The organism is Nocardioides ganghwensis (genome assembly GCF_014779655.1).
In the GTDB taxonomy this organism is placed as follows: Bacteria; Actinomycetota; Actinomycetes; order Propionibacteriales; family Nocardioidaceae; genus Nocardioides; species Nocardioides ganghwensis.
In genome coordinates, this window is sequence record NZ_JACXYX010000005.1 from 15,584 (window position 1) to 32,447 (window position 16,864).

13 protein-coding genes are annotated in these 16,864 nt (G+C 73.5%); 11 read left to right on the forward strand and 2 right to left on the reverse strand.

All coding sequences use genetic code 11. From position 1 onward, the window contains the following. Position 1: 1 nt before the first annotated feature. Together IEZ24_RS07060 and IEZ24_RS07065 are read left to right on the forward strand one after the other, a co-directional pair. Complete coding sequence (locus IEZ24_RS07060; RefSeq protein ID WP_129454999.1) at positions 2-3,670, forward strand: immunoglobulin-like domain-containing protein; 3,669 nt, start codon at positions 2-4, stop codon at positions 3,668-3,670. Between the two features lie 90 nt (positions 3,671-3,760). Next, on the forward strand, positions 3,761-4,825 hold the full coding sequence (locus IEZ24_RS07065; protein WP_207206795.1) for an aldose epimerase family protein: 1,065 nt from the start codon (positions 3,761-3,763) through the stop codon (positions 4,823-4,825). On the opposite strand, the gene IEZ24_RS07070 is transcribed toward IEZ24_RS07065, so the two are convergent. Then, positions 4,797-5,366 (reverse strand): TetR/AcrR family transcriptional regulator, encoded by a 570-nt coding sequence (locus IEZ24_RS07070; protein WP_165356072.1) that lies wholly within the window; start codon positions 5,364-5,366, stop codon positions 4,797-4,799. The two genes, IEZ24_RS07065 and IEZ24_RS07070, sit on opposite strands and share 29 nt — an antisense overlap. Before the next feature lie 88 nt (positions 5,367-5,454). Between IEZ24_RS07070 and IEZ24_RS07075 the strand changes: the two genes are divergently transcribed. After that, complete coding sequence (locus IEZ24_RS07075) at positions 5,455-7,587, forward strand: MMPL family transporter (RefSeq protein WP_165356071.1); 2,133 nt, start codon at positions 5,455-5,457, stop codon at positions 7,585-7,587. Here the strand turns inward: IEZ24_RS07075 and IEZ24_RS07080 are convergent, their stop codons facing one another. Then, a complete protein-coding gene (locus IEZ24_RS07080; RefSeq protein WP_129454995.1) occupies positions 7,588-8,496 on the reverse strand; it encodes a LysR family transcriptional regulator in 909 nt (302 codons plus the stop codon). It abuts the gene before it with no gap. A 212-nt stretch (positions 8,497-8,708) separates the two neighbouring features. Between IEZ24_RS07080 and IEZ24_RS07085 the strand changes: the two genes are divergently transcribed. From IEZ24_RS07085 to IEZ24_RS07120, 8 genes are all read left to right on the forward strand, one after another. Further along, positions 8,709-9,824: a PrpF domain-containing protein gene (locus tag IEZ24_RS07085; RefSeq protein ID WP_129454994.1), complete on the forward strand. Its 1,116-nt coding sequence runs from the start codon at positions 8,709-8,711 to the stop codon at positions 9,822-9,824. Positions 9,825-9,882: 58 nt separating this feature from the next. After that, positions 9,883-11,073 (forward strand): Bug family tripartite tricarboxylate transporter substrate binding protein, encoded by a 1,191-nt coding sequence (locus IEZ24_RS07090; RefSeq protein WP_129454993.1) that lies wholly within the window; start codon positions 9,883-9,885, stop codon positions 11,071-11,073. A gap of 10 nt (positions 11,074-11,083) precedes the next feature. Beyond that, a complete protein-coding gene (locus IEZ24_RS07095; RefSeq protein ID WP_129454992.1) occupies positions 11,084-13,156 on the forward strand; it encodes a tripartite tricarboxylate transporter permease in 2,073 nt (690 codons plus the stop codon). A gap of 55 nt (positions 13,157-13,211) precedes the next feature. After that, positions 13,212-13,583: a universal stress protein gene (locus IEZ24_RS07100; RefSeq protein ID WP_129454991.1), complete on the forward strand. Its 372-nt coding sequence runs from the start codon at positions 13,212-13,214 to the stop codon at positions 13,581-13,583. A gap of 73 nt (positions 13,584-13,656) precedes the next feature. Beyond that, entirely contained in the window at positions 13,657-14,322 is a 666-nt protein-coding gene (locus tag IEZ24_RS07105) for a PAS and ANTAR domain-containing protein (protein WP_129454990.1), read from the forward strand. 5 nt (positions 14,323-14,327) lie between these two features. After that, a complete protein-coding gene (locus tag IEZ24_RS07110) occupies positions 14,328-15,101 on the forward strand; it encodes a hypothetical protein (protein ID WP_242498461.1) in 774 nt (257 codons plus the stop codon). Between the two features lie 40 nt (positions 15,102-15,141). Then, entirely contained in the window at positions 15,142-16,344 is a 1,203-nt protein-coding gene (locus tag IEZ24_RS07115; protein WP_129454989.1) for a thiolase family protein, read from the forward strand. Next, positions 16,341-16,790 carry a hypothetical protein gene (locus IEZ24_RS07120; RefSeq protein ID WP_129454988.1) on the forward strand — a complete coding sequence of 150 codons (450 nt, stop codon included), beginning with the start codon at positions 16,341-16,343 and terminating at the stop codon, positions 16,788-16,790. Before IEZ24_RS07115 ends, IEZ24_RS07120 begins: the two co-directional genes overlap by 4 nt. The last annotated feature ends 74 nt before the right edge of the window (positions 16,791-16,864 follow it).

The window sequence follows — 16,864 nt, forward strand, 5'->3', positions numbered from 1 at the left end:
CATGACCAGCAAGTGGATCGCCGGCGCCCTCGCGCTGGCCGCCTCGATGGGCAGCGTCGTCGCCGGGGTCGGCCAGGCCTCCGGAGCCGCCGCAGCGGCGGACCTCGAGACCGGCCTGGTCGGCTGGTGGAAGCTCGACGAGACGTCCGGCACCGTCGCCGCCGACTCGTCGGGCAACGGCCGCGACGGCACCGTCACCGGCGCCGCCACGTGGAACGGAGGCGACGGCTTCACGTTCAGCGGCGGCGCCAACAGCTCGGGCAACGCCATCACCCTGCCTGACAACCTGCTGTCCGGGCTCGAGGACGTCACCGTCGACTTCGACGTGTGGGTGGACCCGAGCCTGACCAGCGGCAACTGGTTCATGTACAACTTCGGCAACGCAGCGACCTTCCCCAACGGCACGGGCTACCTCTTCACCACGAACGACAGCTCCAACCGGCTGCGCTCGACGATCGCGGAGGGCGGCTACGCCACCGAGCAGAGCGCGTCGCGACCCGGGCGGGTCCCGACCGGGCAGTGGCGCCACATCACCTTCAGCATCGACGGCGGCACGCCGGCCGCCCCTGGCGCGGCCCGGGTCTACGAGGACGGCGTCCTCGTCGCGTCCAACACCGACCTCACCACCAACCCCGGCCTGCTCGGCGAGCCCGACGGGACGACCACCCGCAACGTGCTGGGCCGATCCGCCTACGGCGGGGACCTGTCGTTCAAGGGCCGGCTGCGCGACTTCCGCGTCTACTCCCGCGCCCTGACCGGCGAGGAGGCCTCGGCCAGCGCCGCGGACACCAACACCGCCGCGGCCGAGGCGGACGCCGCTGCAATCGACCTCGGTGACACCACCGCCGTCACGTCCGACCTGGTGCTCCCGGCCACGGGCACCCGCGGCACCACGATCACCTGGACCACGAGCGACGCGTCCGTCGTGGAGGCCGACGGCACGGTGCACCGTCCGGCGTACGGCGCACCCGACGGCGAGGCGACGCTGACCGCGACCGTCACCCGCGGCGACGTGTCCCGCCCCGCCGGCCCCTTCGCCGTCACCGTGCTCGCCGAGGAGCAGGACGACGCCGGCAAGGCGCAGGCCGCGGTCGACGCCGTCGAGCTCGTCCACCCCGACGACGTGCGCGGCAACCTGACCCTGCCCGCCTCCGGCCTGCACGGCACGACGTTCGCCTGGTCCAGCAGCGACCCCGCGGTCGTCACCGCCACCGGCGAGGTCACCCGCCCCGCCCACGGCGGCGACCCGGTCGACGTGGTCCTCACGGTGACCGGCACGCTCGGCGACGCCACCGCGACGGGCTCGATCACCGTGCGCGTACGCCCGCTGCCCGCACCGGCGGACTACGAGGCGTACGCCTTCGCCTACTTCGCGGGTGAGAGCACCGACGACGGCGAGAAGATCTTCCTCGGCGCGAGCCGCGGCAACGACCCGCTCGACTACGACGTGCTCAACGACGGGCGGCCGGTGCTCGAGTCGCAGCTCGGCACGAAGGGCCTGCGCGACCCGTTCATCATCCGCTCCGCGGAGGGCGACCGGTTCTTCCTGCTGGCCACCGACCTCAAGGCCTACCCGGCCGTCGACTTCGGCGAGGCACAGGAGACGGGCTCGAAGTACCTCGAGGTCTGGGAGTCCACCGACCTCGTGAACTGGTCCGACCAGCGCCACGTCAAGGTCTCCTCCGACCTGGCCGGCAACACGTGGGCGCCCGAGGCGTTCTACGACGCCGAGGCCGGTGAGTACGTCGTCTACTGGGCGTCCGCGTTCTACCCCACCGCTGACACGACGAACCGTGACATCAACACGTCCTACCAGCGGATGGTCTATGCCACGACCCGCGACTTCGTGACCTTCAGCGAGCCGCAGCCGTGGATCGACGTCAAGCGCGGCACCGGCCGGGGGATGATCGACGCCACGATCGTCCAGGACGGCGACACCTTCCACCGCTTCGTCAAGGACGAGGCCGTCATGACCCCGCGCCAGGAGCGCTCGACGGACCTCCGGGCCACCGTGAGCGGCTCGCTCCCGACGACCACGTCGTCGCCCGGCTGGCAGCTCGTGCGCGACCAGGTCGGCGTCGGACAGCCCAACCCGTGGGGCGGCACCTACACCCAGGGCGAGGGCCCGACGGTCTTCCCCGACAACGAGGTCGAGGACCGCTGGTACATGTTCATCGACCAGCCGAGCTACCACGGCGGTCGGGGCTACCTCGCGTTCCGCACCGACGACATCGACAGCGGCGACTGGCAGTCCGTGCCGACCGCCGACCTGCCGAGCAGCCCACGCCACGGCACGGTGATCCCGGTGACGCAGGCCGAGCTCGACACGATGCGCGCGGCCTACCAGCCCGACCTCCTTATCGAGTCCGTCGCCGACGCGACGGTCACGACGCGCCAGGGCACCGCGCCCGCGCTGCCCGCCACGGTCGCGGCCGAGCTGGGCGACGGGTCGACCGAGCAGGTCGAGGTGCGCTGGGACGACGTCGACCCCTCGGCGTACGCCGAGCCCGGGACGTTCACCGTGACCGGCACGGTCGTGCGCGGGTCGGCCGACCAGCCGGTCGCGACGGTCACCGTCACCGACGCCGACGACCCGGTGGTCACGTTGTCCGCCGGCGCGCCCGGCGGGACGGCCGGCTGGTGGGTCACCGACCCGGTGGGCGCCACCGCCACCGCCACCGACGCCTCCGGGGTCGAGAGCGTCTCGACGTCGGTCGACGGCTCGCCGTGGGCGACCACCACGGGTGCCTCGGCTTCGGCCACGGTCGCCGGCGACGGCATCCACACGGTCCGGGCCCGAGCGGTCGACGTCACGGGCAACCAGTCGGCGACGCAGTCGCTGGAGGTGCGGATCGACGCCACCGACCCGGTCAGCCGGGCGACGTACGACGCCGAGCGACGCGTGAGCGTGCGGGCCGCCGACGCCACCTCGGGCCTGCTGCGGGTGGAGACCCGCGTCGGGTCGGGTGCGTGGACGACGTACGACGGCCCGGTCGCCGTCGGTGCGGCCCGGACCGTGCAGTACCGCGCGGTCGACCGCGCCGGCAACGTCGAGCCCGCCAACACCCTGTCCCTCCCGGCCGTCGGCGGCGAGCAGGTGGTGGCCTCGGTCGCCGCCTCCGTCCGCGAGGTCACGCGCTTCGGTGCGGAGACGCCCGTCGTGGTGCGGGTCGCCGGCGCCAGCGGGGTGCCGGTGGGCACCGTCCGCGTCGTCAGCGGCGACCGGCTCGTCGGCACCGGCGAGCTCGTCGACGGCCGCGTGCGGCTGGCCGTCGACACCACCGTGCTGGGGGTGGGCCGCCACGACCTGCAGGTGAGGTACGACGGCAGCGCCGGCCACGCCGCGTCGACGGCGACCGTGCCGCTGCGGGTGGTCCGGGCCGGGTCGAGCACCCGGGTGCGAGTCGAGCGCACCGCCGGCGGCACGCGGCTGGCGGCGCGCGTACGGGTCGTGACCGACCCCGCCGGGCAGGCGCCCGAGCGGGTGCGGGCCGTGCTGCTCCGCAACCAGCGGGTGCTGCGGTCGACCTGGCTCGAGCTGTCCGACGCCGGACGGGCCCGCTGGACGGTCGCGCCGAAGCGGCCGGGCGCGTACGTCGTCCGCGTGGTGACGCGTCGCTCGGAGACGCTCGCCGGCTCGAAGGACACGGCGCGGCTGCGGCTGCGCTGACACAGGCCGGCCGGCCGGGGATGGTGTGAGGATCACCCCCGGCCGGTCACTCCACCTGCCCTCCTGCCCACCATGCCCGAGGATGGACCCGTGACCCCAGACCACTCCCGGAGCCAGTCCTTCGGCCAGCTGCCCGACGGGCGCGACGTGAGCCTGCTGACGATCGGGGCCGAGCCCGGCCCGGTGGTCGAGGTGCTCACCCTCGGTGCGACGGTCCACCGGCTGGTCGTCGCGTGCGGCGACGGGCAGCGGCGCAACGTCGTGCTCGGCCACCCGGACGTCGAGGAACGTCTGGCGAGCGGCGACTACGTCGGCGGCACGATCGGCCGCTACGCCAACCGCATCGCTGCCGGGCGCTTCACCCTCGACGGCCGCGACGTCCAGGTGGGCACCCACGACCGGGGCAACAGCCTGCACGGCGGCCCGGACGGGTTCGACGCACGCCTCTGGGACGTCGTCGCCCACGACGCCGACGAGGTCGTGCTGTCGCTGGTCAGCCCGGACGGCGACCAGGGCTTCCCGGGTGCGGTGACCGCGACCGTCCGCTACGCCGTCGACGGCGACGCGGTGCGCGTGACGATGGAGGCGACGACCGACGCCGCCACGGTCGTCAACCTGACCAACCACGCCTACCTCAACCTCGGCGGCGAGGGCTCCGGCACGATCGACGACCACGAGCTGCTCGTCGAGGCCGACGAGTTCACGCCGGTCGACGCGACCGGGATCCCGGTCGGCGGCCACGCCCCCGTCGCCGGCACGCCGTTCGACCTCCGCGTGCCGACGCTGGTCGGGCCCGCGGTGCGCACCGAGCACCCGCAGGTCGCCGACGCCAGGGGCATCGACCACAACTACGTCGTGCGCGGCACCGGGCTGCGCCGCGCCGCGGTGCTCACCTCGCCGGTCACGCGCACCAGCGCGGAGGTGTGGACCGACCAGCCCGGCCTGCAGGTCTACACCGGCAACTTCCTCGACGGCACCCGCCGCTCCACCACCGGCGGCCGCTACCGCCAGGGCGACGGCGTCGCGCTCGAGCCGCAGCTCTTCCCCGACTCGCCCAACCGCCCGGAGTGGCCGTCCGCGGTGCTGCGGCCGGGGGAGGCGTACGTCTCCCGCCTCGAGTGGCGGTTCAGCGTGAGGTCCTCCCCGGCCCGCTGAGCCCGGCGACCACCCAGTCGAGGAGCAGCTCGGCGTCGTCAGGGGACACCGTCCGGGACGAGAGGGCGGCGAGGGTCGCGGTGTGCCGGACCCGGACCTCGTCGGCGTCCAGGTGCGGCAGGTGGCGCGTGAGGAGCGCGAAGAGCTCGTCGTCGACGCCGGCGCTGACGCTGCCGACGGCGGCGCCCAGGCCCGGCGCCTCCTCGCGCATCCCGCGTGCGATCAGGGCCCACAGCTGCGCCTCCCGTGGGTCCTGCGAGGACGGGTCGAGGGCGGGCGCCAGCCATGTGCGTACGACGTCGCGCAGGTCGGCGTCCGGCGCGAGGGTCGCGAGCTGCCGGCGGCGCTGCTCGGTGACCTCCTCGAGCGCCCGCCGGAAGGTCTCCTCGACGAGGGCGTCCTTCGAGCGGAAGTGATAGCTCACCGCGGCGACGTTGGCGCCGGCACGCTCGGTGATGTCGCGCAGCGAGATCCGGGTCTGGCCCTGCTCGTGGAGCAGCTCCTCGGTGGCTCGCAGGAGGCGTTCGGCGGTGGGGTGCACGCTCCCATCCTCGCAGTAGTTGCCGATTCGTCAAGCACCTGCTTCAATCAATTGATTGAATCCGAGGACCGGTAGCGAGGAGCAGGGCATGTCGACATGGTTGGGCTGGATCGGTGGGGTGGCGGCGCGCCGCCCGTGGCGGGTGGTCATCGGGTTCGTGGCCGCTCTGGTCGTGCTGGGTGGTGCGGCGGGCGGGGTCGGTGCGGGGTTCACCGACGAGGTTCGGCTGGGCGAGAGCGACTCCCAGCGTGCGGCTGACGTGCTCGCGGAGAGGTTCCCGACAGCTGCGGGCGACACCGCGACGCTGGTGTTCCACGACGACGGGCTGCAGGGGTCGGACCGGGCGCGGGAGGTGGACTCGGTGCTCGCCGCGGTCGCCGACCAGTCGGACGTCGCGTCGGTGAGTCCGCTGCAGTACTCACCCGACGGTGCGACGGGCTTCGCCACGGTGCTCTACGACGAGGTGGCCGCCGACCTGTCGCAGGGGCATCTCGAGCGGCTCGAGGAGGCGGTCGCCCCGCTGGACCGCGCCGGGGTCGAGGCGAGCATGCGCGGACCGGTGGTGGACCGCTGGCGCGACCGGCCCGTGCCGGTCGGTGAGTTCGTCGGCGTGCTCGCCGCGCTGGTGCTCGTCACGGGGCTCTTCCGGTCGGTGCTGGCCACGGTGGTGACGGTCGGCTCCGCACTGCTGGGCCTCGCGCTCGGCAACACCGTGCTCGCGGTGGTGTCCGGCTTCGTCGACATCCCGACCGTGGCGCCGACCATCGCCATCATGCTGGGGCTCGGCGCCGGGGTCGACTACGCCCTGTTCCTCGTGGCTCGCTTCCGCGCGCGGCTGCGGGCGGGTGACGACGTGCCCACCGCGGTGCGCAACGCGACCAGCACGACGGGCGCGGCGGTCGTCACGGCGGGAGCCATCGTGGTGGTGTCCATCTGCGGTCTCTACGTCACCGGGATCACGGTCATCGGCCGGATGGGACTGGCGGCGGCCATCGTCGTCGCCGTCGCCGCCCTCGCCGCGGTGACCCTCGTGCCTGCCCTGCTGCGCCTGGTCGGCCGTCGGGTCCTCCCGCGCTCGGAGCGCGGCGAGCAGCACGTCGTCGTCGAGGGCGCGGACGACCGCGAGGGCCGGTGGGCCCGTACGGCCGCGGTGGTGGTGGCGCGACGTCCGTGGGCCGCGGCGTCCGCAGCGACGGTCGTGCTGCTCGCGCTTGCCGCACCGACCCTGAACCTCCAGCTCGGCCAGCCCGACGACAGCAACCGGCCGGCCGGGGACACCATGCGGGTGGCGTACGACCGGCTGGCCGACGGGTTCGGTCCCGGCTTCAACGGACCGCTCCTCGTGGCCGTCGACCTGCGCGACGCCGACGGGTCCGAGCGCGACGGCCTGGTCGAGCGCCTCGGGCTCGACCTCGCCGCGACGCCCGGCGTGCAGCAGGTCGCGCCGGCCCAGGTCAACCCGGCGGGCGACACCGCCGTCGTCACGGTGATCCCGACCACCGCCCCGCAGAGCGAGGAGACGAGCGACCTCGTCGAGGAGCTGCGCTCGACGGTGATCCCCGACGCGCTGGGCGACGCCGTCACCGCGCACGTGGGCGGCCAGACCGCCACCTTCGACGACCTCGGGACGCGGGTCGGCGACACGCTCCTGCTGCTCATCCTCGTCGTCGTCGGGCTGTCGCTCGTGCTGCTCACCCTGGCGTTCGGCTCACTCGTCCTGCCGGTGGTCAGCGCCCTGATGAACCTGCTGTCCATCGGTGCGGCGTACGGCGTGGTGACGCTCGCGTTCCAGACCGAGGTCGGGACCGGGCTGCTCGGCGTGAGTGAGCAACCCGTCGTGTCGTTCGTGCCGATGCTGATGTTCGCGATCCTCTTCGGCCTGTCGATGGACTACAACGTCTTCCTGCTCTCGGCCGTGCGCGACGAGCGGGCGGCCGGGAGGGACGCCCGGTCCGCCGTACCGGTGGCAGTGGGGCGCACGGCGAGCCTCATCACCACTGCCGGCGCCATCATGACCCTGGTCTTCCTCGGCTTCGCCGTCACCGACGAGACAGAGGTGCAGATGATCGGCATCGGCCTCGCCACGGCCGTCCTCATCGACGTCACCCTCGTGCGGCGCGTGCTCGCGCCCGCCCTGCTCGAGCTCCTCGGCGAGCGTGCCTGGTGGCTGCCGGCCGGCTGGCGGGGCAGGCTCGGGGGTGGGCTGGCGACGTCACACTGATCACCGCCCGGGGTAGCTCGAGGCGGTCTCCACCAGCACGTCGTGCAGCGCGAGCTCGGCCGCGCCGCGCACCCGTCCGGCCCGGTGCGCGACGAGCACCCTGCGTGAGGGCGCGCTGGAGCCCAGCGAGATGACGCGGACGTCGGGATGCTGGTTGACGGTGGCCGTACGCGGGGCGAGCGCGATGCCCAGGCCGACGCTGACCATCGCCTGGGCCTCCTGGTAGTCGTTGGCCTGGAAAGCGATGGTGGGGGTGAACCCCGCGGCGACCGCGCTGCGCTCGAGCACCTCGACGACCGGGTGGCCTCCGGCGCGGATGATCCAGGGCTCGTCGGCGAGCGCGGCGATGTCGACGGTGCGACGTCGTGCGAGGCGGTGCGAGGCGCCGACGAGCAGCACGGTCGGGTCGGTGAAGAGCTCGGTCAGGACCAGCTCGTCGTTGCTGACCCGATCCCACTCGTAGTCCCAGAGGAACGACATGGCGACCGCGCCCTCCTCGAGCATCCGCACCAGGTGGTCCTCGCGGCCGCTGCTGATGGTGAGCGTGATGTTGGGGTAGAGCTCGCGGTAGCGGCGCACGGCCAGCGGCAGGAACGAGCTGCCCACGGTGGGGAAGGTGCCGAGCGTGACGCTTCCGCGGCGTACGCCCGCGATGTCCTGCAGGTCGGCCTCGGCGGCGGCCAGCTGGCGCACCACCTTGCGTGCGTGGGTGGCGAGCACGAGCCCGGCGTCGGTGGGCCGCATGCCGCGGGCGTGCCGGTCGAGCAACGGCTGGCCGGCCTCGCGCTCGAGGCGCAACAGCTGCTGGGAGACGGCGGATGGGGTGTAGCCCAGGGCGGCGGCGGCTGCGGTGACCGAGCCCTCCTCCACGATCGCTAGGAGCACCTGGAGGCGTTTGACGTCGAGCATCGCACCAGTCTGCATGAAGGACTGCTTCACGGCCATGTAGATCCACCCGCTCGCGGTTGACGGTGCGGGGAGGCGTCCACGGCGGACCGACGGCTCTCGTCGCATGTAGCAATGCTTCATCGACATGTGCAGATTCGCGATTGTGCTACACGTCACCCGGCGCGCAACCTGTGGTGGTCCGGACGGCCCGGACGCTCGCTGCAGGAGGCCCGATGCGTGAGATCGACGCGACGTGGATGCGCGGAGGCACCAGCAAGTGCTGGGTCTTCCGCCGCGACGACCTGAGGATTCCCGACCTGTCTGTCGACGAGGTGCTCCTGCGCCTCTACGGCAGCCCCGACCACCGCCAGGTGGACGGTGTGGGAGGCGGCACCTCGACGACCAGCAAGGCCGTGATCCTCGCGCCGTCGACAGACCCTGGCGTGGACGTGGAGTACACGTTCGCCCAGGTCGGCATCGAGGAGGCCAAGGTCGACTGGGGCAGCAACTGCGGCAACTGCTCGGCCGTGGTGGCGTCCTTCGCGATCCGCGAGGGCTGGGTCGGCACCGGTGCGGCCGAGACCTCGGTCAGGGTGCTCAACACCAACACGCGCCAGCTGATCGTGCAGCGGGTGCCGACCCCGGGCGGCCGCCTGGACGAGGCCGCGACCGAGCACATCCCCGGTGTGCCCTTCCCCGGCTCACCCGTGCGCATGGGTTTCGTCGATCCCGCCGGTCGCAGCACCGGCCGCCTGTTCCCGACCGGCCGCGAGCGCGACCGGCTCTCCGACGCCGTGGGCGGCGTGACGGTGACCATGGTCGACGCCGGCGCCCCGGTGGTCGCGGTCCGCGCCGTCGACGTCGGGGTGCGCGGCGACGAGGACATCGCCGCGCTCGACGCGGTCCCGGGCCTGCTTGCCCGGCTCGACGCCGTACGACGCGAGGCGGGCGTCCGCATGGGGCTCGCCGAGACCCCCGAGACGGTCGCCCGCGCCGTGCCCAAGCTGGCACTCGTCTCCGACGCGGTCTCCGACGACGCCCCGGAGACCGACCTGACCGTCCGGATGCTGTCGATGGGTCGCTTCCACCCCGCCGTCCCCGTCACCGGGTCGGTCGCCCTCACGCTCGCCGCGGGGGCCGCCGGCACGGTCGTGCACGACCTCGTCGCACCCGACGGATCCGTCGACGGCCCTGTCCTCGGGCTGCGCCTCGCCACCCCGGCGGGTTGCGTCAGCACCTTCGTCGAGGACCACGACGGCGTCCCGGTCGTGGGCGTCGTACGGACCTATCGCCGACTGGCCAGCGGCTCGGTGCTGCTGCCCGATCCGCCGCTCCAGCCATCGGCATGAACGTGACCACCCTTGACATCGCGGGCCCGGACGAGGCTCGCTTCACCTGGAGGAACTCATGACCCAGCACGTCGACGTGAAGGACGTGACCGCCGTGCCCACGCAGGACCCGCAGCCGGCGTCGGACCGAATGCCGCCCAGCCCGGGGCTCGCTGCAGCCGTGGTGGCGGGGTTCGCCGCCCTCGCCGTCGGGGTCTCCGTCCTCGGTGGCGACCTCCTCAACCCCGCCGCCTCCACCACGGACGGTGACTACTCGGGCGAGACCGTCGAGATGATGATCCCGCTCGCCGAGGGTGGCGGGACCGACACCTGGGCCCGGTTCGTCGCGACCGAGCTCACCCAGGAGGTACCGGGATCGCCCGGGCTCGCACCGGTGAACGACGACGGCGGCGAGGGCATCCTCGGCACCAACCACTTCATGTCCTCCGCGCGCACGGACGGCACCGAGGTGCTGGTCAGCACCGCGTCGACCGTGGTGCCCTACCTGCTCGACATGCCGGCCGTCCGCTACGACTTCGCCGAGCTGCGGCCGATCCTGGCCAACGGCACGGGGGCGGTCGTCTACGCCCGGACGGGAGCAGGGGTGAAGGGGGTCGAGGACCTCGTCGACCGTGACCGTCCGCTGGTGTTCGGCGGCATCGCCGCGACCAGCCTCGACCTGACCACCCTGCTCGCCTTCGACCTGCTGGGCGCCGACGTCGAGTCCACCTTCGGCTTCGAGGGCCGTGGCCCGGTCAACCTGGCGCTGCAGCGCGGGGAGGTCGACATCGACTACCAGACCACGTCGTCGTACGGGCCGGCCGTCGAGCCGCTCGTCGAGGACGGCACCGCTGTGCCGCTCTTCTCCCTCGGCCAGGTCGACGAGTCCGGCGAGATCGTCCGCGACCCCAACTTCCCCGACCTCCCCACCGTGGTCGAGGTGCACGAGGAGCTCCACGGCGAGCAGCCCGACGCGGACGAGCTGGACACCTACCGCGCGATCCTCGCGCTGACCTACACGTACCAGAAGGCGCTCTGGGTGCCCGAGGACACTCCCGACGAGGCGCTCGAGCTGCTCCGCTCGACGGCCGAGGACATGGGCGCCGACCCGGAGTTCCAGGAGGCGGCCGCGGAGGTGCTCGGCGGCTACCCGCTGGACGCCTCACCCGACCTCGCCGAGCGCATCGGGGACGCCTACCGAGTGGACGACTCCGTCCGCGAGGACGTCCTCGAGCTGCTCGAGACCGACTACGACATCACGATCGACTGAGGACGCCACCATGACCGACGCAGCCTTCTCGGCACTGGCCTCCCTGGCCGACCCCTCCCTCCTGCTCATGCTCGCCATCGGCGTCGTCGCCGGCCTGGTCATCGGACTGATCCCGGGCCTCGGCGGCACCGGCGCCGTGGCGATCCTCCTGCCCGTCACCTTCGGCATGGAGCCCGAAGCCGCCCTCGCCATGCTCATCGGCGCCCTCGCCGTCGTCCACACCTCCGACACCGTGGCAGCCGTCCTGCTGGGCGCACCCGGCTCGGCGTCGGCGAGCGTCACGATGCTCGACGGCTACTCGATGGCGAGGCAGGGGCAGGCCAAGCGGGCACTCTCGCTGGCGTTCCTCTCCTCCATGGCCGGCGGCCTGATCGGCGCGGTCGGCCTGACCCTGGCGATCCCGCTCGCACGGCCGCTGGTGCTGTCCTTCGGCAGCCCCGAGCTCTTCATGCTCACCATCCTCGGCGTCTCCCTCGCCGCGGTCCTCTCGCGCGGCAACGTCGTCAAGGGCCTGATGGCCGGGTTCCTGGGCCTGCTGCTCGGCCTGGTCGGCACCTCGCCCACCACCGCCGAGGAGCGCTTCTCCTTCGGGTCGCTCTTCCTCAGCGACGGGGTGTCCCTGGTCGCCGTCGCCCTCGGCATCTTCGGCCTCGCCGAGATCGCCAGCCGTGTGGGTCAGCGCAAGGTCACCGAGAAGCCCGTCGAGCTGACCGGCGGCTGGGGAGCCGGGATCCGCGAGTGGCTGACGCACTGGACCCAGGTCGTCCGCGGCTCGCTCATCGGCATCTGGGCCGGCGTCCTGCCCGGGGTCGGTGCGACCGCCGGCACCTGGCTCGCGTACGGACAGGCGGTCGCGACCGCCAAGGACAAGCGCAAGTTCGGCAAGGGCGACCCGCGCGGCATCGTCGGCCCCGAGAGCGCCAACAACTCCGTCGAGGCCGGTGACCTCATCCCGACGTTCCTCTTCGGCATCCCCGGCGGCGTGCCGTCCGCGATGCTCCTCGGGATGCTGCTGACGTACGGCATCCAGCCCGGTCCGGCGATCGTCACGGAGCACCTCGACCTGATGTACCTCATCGTCTGGGCGTTCGCGATCGCGTCCGTGGCCGGTGCGTTCCTCTGCTTCCTCGCCACCGGTTCGCTCGCCAGGCTCACTCGCGTCCCGTTCGCGGTGCTCGGCCCCGGCCTGCTCGTGATCATGCTCCTCGGCGCCTTCCAGGAGGGTGGCCAGATCGGCGACCTCTGGGTGATGGTGCTGCTCGGCGTCGTCGGGTTCTTCCTCAAGACGACCGGCACACCGCGGGCGCCGTTCCTCATCGGCTTCGTCCTCGCCATCCCGATGGAGCGCTACTACTACCTCACCGCCAACCTCTACGACGGGGCGTCGTGGATGCTGCGGCCCGGTGTCCTGGTCTTCGCCGCCGTGCTGGTGGTCCCCGTGCTGTGGTCGCTGGTGAAGAAGCTGCGCGGCACCTCCGGCCAGGCCGACGACGGCCACCGCGACGAGCACGACGGTCCGGAGGCCGACGTCGACGACCTCGAGGGCTCGTTGGCGGGCACCGCCTGGTCCGCCGGTCTCGCCGTCCTCGCCGTGCTGGTCTTCGCCGGTGCCCTGTGGGTCAGCGGGTCCTTCTCCGAGGAGGCGCGCCTGATGCCGCGACTGGTGGCCACCTGCGGTCTGGCCGCCGCTCTCCTCCTGACGTGGCAGGAGGTCAAGGTCCGCCGCTCGCGCACCGCCCGGCCCGTCGGGACCGCGCCCGGGACTGCCGGCGAGGCGCTCGGGACCGGTGGATCGACGATGGTCGCCACGCGGGTCGAGCCGGTCACCGACAAGCGCACCCACGCCCACGCGCACGACCTCCGGATCGCTGCCCGAACCTTCGCCGCGATGGCTGCGTTCCTGGTGCTCGCCATGGTCGGTGGCTACCTCGCGGCGACGCTGGTCTTCACCCCGGCCTTCCTGCTGTACGCCGCCCGGGTGCGGCCGCGCACCGCGATCGCCTACACCCTCGTGCTCGGTGCGGTCCTGCTGTCGCTGCCCACGCTGCTCCCGGTCGACCTCCCGCTGGGGCTCCTCCAGTGACCGGCCGGCCGGACCCCGCCCCTCGCCTCGACCCCACCTCCAGGAAGGACAGCCGATGACCGTCGTCGTCGCCTACGCCGACACCCCGCCCGGACACGCTGCGATGGCTGCCGCCGTCGCCGAGTCCGCCCGGGAGCAGGAGGCCGTGGTCCTGGTGACCGCCGTCCGCGGCGAGTCCCCGCCGGAGGTCGCGGACCTCGAGCGGGCCTGGCCCGAGGCCGCCGGCCGGATCGAGGTCGCCCGGGGCGACCTCGGCGACCCCAGCGACGCGGTCGTCCAGGTGGCCCAGCGGCGCGACGCGCGCCTGGTGGTCCTTGGCCTCCGCGCCCGTACGCCGGTCGGCAAGCTCGTCTTCGGCAGCACGGCCCAGCGCATCCTGCTGGACGCGACGTGCCCGGTGCTGGCGGTGAAGCCCGCGCCAGGGTAAAGACCTGTCGCACGACGAAGCGGAGTGGGCGCACCGGCTTGTCGCCGGCGTTCCGAGTGGGCAAGATCCGGTCATGACGACTCGTCCCCGGGGTGGAGCGACCAGGGCGCCGCACGCCGCCCTCGTCGGGCACTTCTCCCACCGCCCCGACGCGGACGAGTGGTGGTGGTCGGACGGCATGTACCGCATCCACGGCTTCGAGCCCCGGGAGGTCGTCCCCACCACGTCGCTGGTGATGAGCCACGTCCACCCCGACGACCGGGCGGCGGCGGAGGAGTCGCGGAAGAACGCGGTCCAGCACGGCGAGCCGTTCTCCTTCGTCCACCGCATCACCACCGCCGCCGGCGGCGACCGGGTCGTCGTCGCGGCCGGGCACGTGGAGCACCTCGACGAGCGGCTCGTCATCGTCGGCCACCTGATCGACATCACCGACGTCCGTCAGGAGGCGGTCGCCCGCGAGCTCGACGGCGCCGTCGAGGACTTCGTCGAGCACCGGGCGGTCATCGAACAGGCCAAGGGCGTGCTGGTGCAGCTCTACAGCGTCGATCCCGACACCGCCTGGGCGGTGCTGCGGGCCTTCAGCGCCGACTCCAACCGCAAGGTCCGCGACATCGCGGGCCTGCTGGTCGAGGCGGCGGGGGACAACCTCACGCCCACCCGCGGCCGGTCGCCGTCCCCGCACGTCATGCTCAAGCGGCTCTACGTCGACGGGCCCGACGCGGCTGCCCGGACCGGCTGACGCGCGTGCTCGGCGAGCTGCCCGACCCTCCCCGGCGCGCGCCCGACATCCAGGACGACTTCCGAGGCGGTCCCCGCGCGGACCTCTGGGTGCCCCACTACCTGCCGCACTGGACCACCCCCGACCGCTCGGCAGCGCGCTTCGACGCGGTGGACGACGGGCTGCGGCTGCGCATCGATGCCGACCAGCCCGACTGGCGGCCGGAGGACGCGCCGCTCCGGGTCTCCAACCTCCAGACAGGCACCTGGTCCGGGGCGGTCGGGACCTCCCGCGGGACGCACCGGCACCGCGAGGACGGGCTCGTGGTGCGCACCGAGGCGCCGACCCGCCTGCTGTGGGCACCCTCCTCGGGGCGGGTGGACGTCACCGTGAGCGCCAGCCGCGACCCCGGGTGCATGCTGGCGGCCTGGCTCGTCGGCACGGAGCACGAGGACGCCCGCGCGGCCGGGGAGGTGTGCATCTTCGAGATCGACGCCGATGCGATCGGTGACGAGTCCACGGCCCGCTCGGGGGTGAAGGCCCACGGCGACCCGGGCCTCACGACCGACATGGCCGAGGTCCGGCTGGCGCTCGACGCCGGCGAGCCCCACACCTGGACCGCGATCTGGGGTGACGGCGAGACCGTGATCGGCTGCGAGGGGGTCGTGGTGCGGCGCATCGCCCAGGCGCCGGCCTACCCGCTGTTCCTCCTGGTGGACCTCTTCGAGATCGGCGGCCCGCAGGGCAGCTATCCCAAGAGCGCGGTCATCCACTCCGTGCGTGGGTGGGACCGGCGGTAGCGCACTACGGTGTGCCGAGTCCGCGACGAGAGGAGCCCCCATGACCGACTGCTACGTCTATGCCGCGGTCCGCACCCCGTTCGGCCGCTTCGGCGGCGCCCTGGCCGGCGTACGGCCCGACGACCTCGCGGCGACCGCGCTGACCGGCGCGCTCGACCGGGCGCCGGACCTCGACCCGGCCGAGGTCGGTGACGTGGTCTGGGGCAACGCCAACGGCGCCGGCGAGGACAACCGCAACGTGGGGCGGATGGCCGTCCTGCTCGCCGGCCTGCCCACCTCGGTGCCCGCCACCACGGTCAACCGGCTCTGCGGCTCGTCGCTCGACGCGGTGATGATCGGGTCGCGGACCGTCGAGACCGGCGACGCCGACGTGGTCGTGGCCGGCGGCGTGGAGTCGATGACCCGCGCCCCGTGGGTGCTGCCCAAGCCGTCGCGCGCCTTCCCGGCCGGCGACGCCACCGCGGTGTCCACCACGCTCGGCTGGCGACTGGTCAACGAGCGGATGCCGGCCGAGTGGACCGTGTCGCTCGGCGAGGCCAACGAGATGCTCGCCGACCAGCACCGCGTCCCGCGCGAGCGGCAGGACGCCTACGCCGCCGCGAGCCACCAGAAGGCAGCCGAGGCCTGGACGGAAGGGTTCTACGACGAGCTCGTCGTGCCCGTCGCCGGCGCCGCGCTCGCGCGCGACGAGGGGATCCGCGACGGCGCGAGCACCGAGTCGCTCGCCGGCCTGCGCCCGGCGTTCCGCCCCGACGGCACCATCACCGCCGGCAACGCCTCGCCGCTCAGCGACGGCGCCGCGGCGGTGCTGCTCGGCTCGACCGCGGCTGCCGACCGGATCGGGGCCGAGCCGCGGGCACGCGTCGCCGGCCGCGCGGCGTACGCCCTGGACCCGCAGCAGTTCGGGTACGCCCCCGTCGAGGCGGCCACCATGGCGCTCGAGCGCGCCGGCGTCGCCTGGTCGCAGGTCGGGGCCGTCGAGCTCAACGAGGCCTTCGCCGTCCAGAGCCTCGTCTGCGTCGACGCGTGGCTGTCCCGCGGCCTGTCCGCGCCCGAGGTCGTCAACGCCCGCGGCGGTGCGATCGCCATCGGCCACCCGCTCGGTGCCTCGGGCGCGCGCGTGGTCGGCACGCTCGTGGCCCGGATGCGCGAGGAGCGGGTGCGCTGGGGTGTCGCCGCGATCTGCATCGGCGTCGGGCAGGGCCTGGCCGTCGTCCTGGAGAACCCGGAGGTGGAGCGGTGACCACGCCCCGCGCCGTGCTCGCGATCGGCGTGCTCGCGCTCGTGGCGCTGATCGTCCTCGTGCAGCGCCCGGCCGGCGACTCCGAGCCGGACGACACGTCCACCACCGCCCCGGAGGAGACGACATCCGCACCGGCGGCGCCTGCGGTCGCCAGCGACGAGGACTTCTGTGCCGGGTTCCGCGCCCTCGCGCAGAGCCAGGCGGAGTTCGCCGCCGGCTCCGCCGACGAGGCCACGCTGGAGGAGTCGGCCGACGCGCTCGTCGACACCGGCGTCCCGGCCGGCATGTCGCTGCCTGCGCGCAGCGGCTACTACACGCTGATCGGGAGCGTGTACGACTCGATCGGCCTCGACCTCGCGCCCGAGGCGGTCGGCGCCACGGCCGAGTCCGTCGACGGTGGCGACGCCGCGTTCTCGGCGTACCTCCAGCAGTCCTGCCCGCCCTGACCGGCCGCCATGACCCGCCCTCAGAGGTGACCGGTGCGCGCCTTTGTCGCCCGGCTCTGACAGTGTGGGGCGGT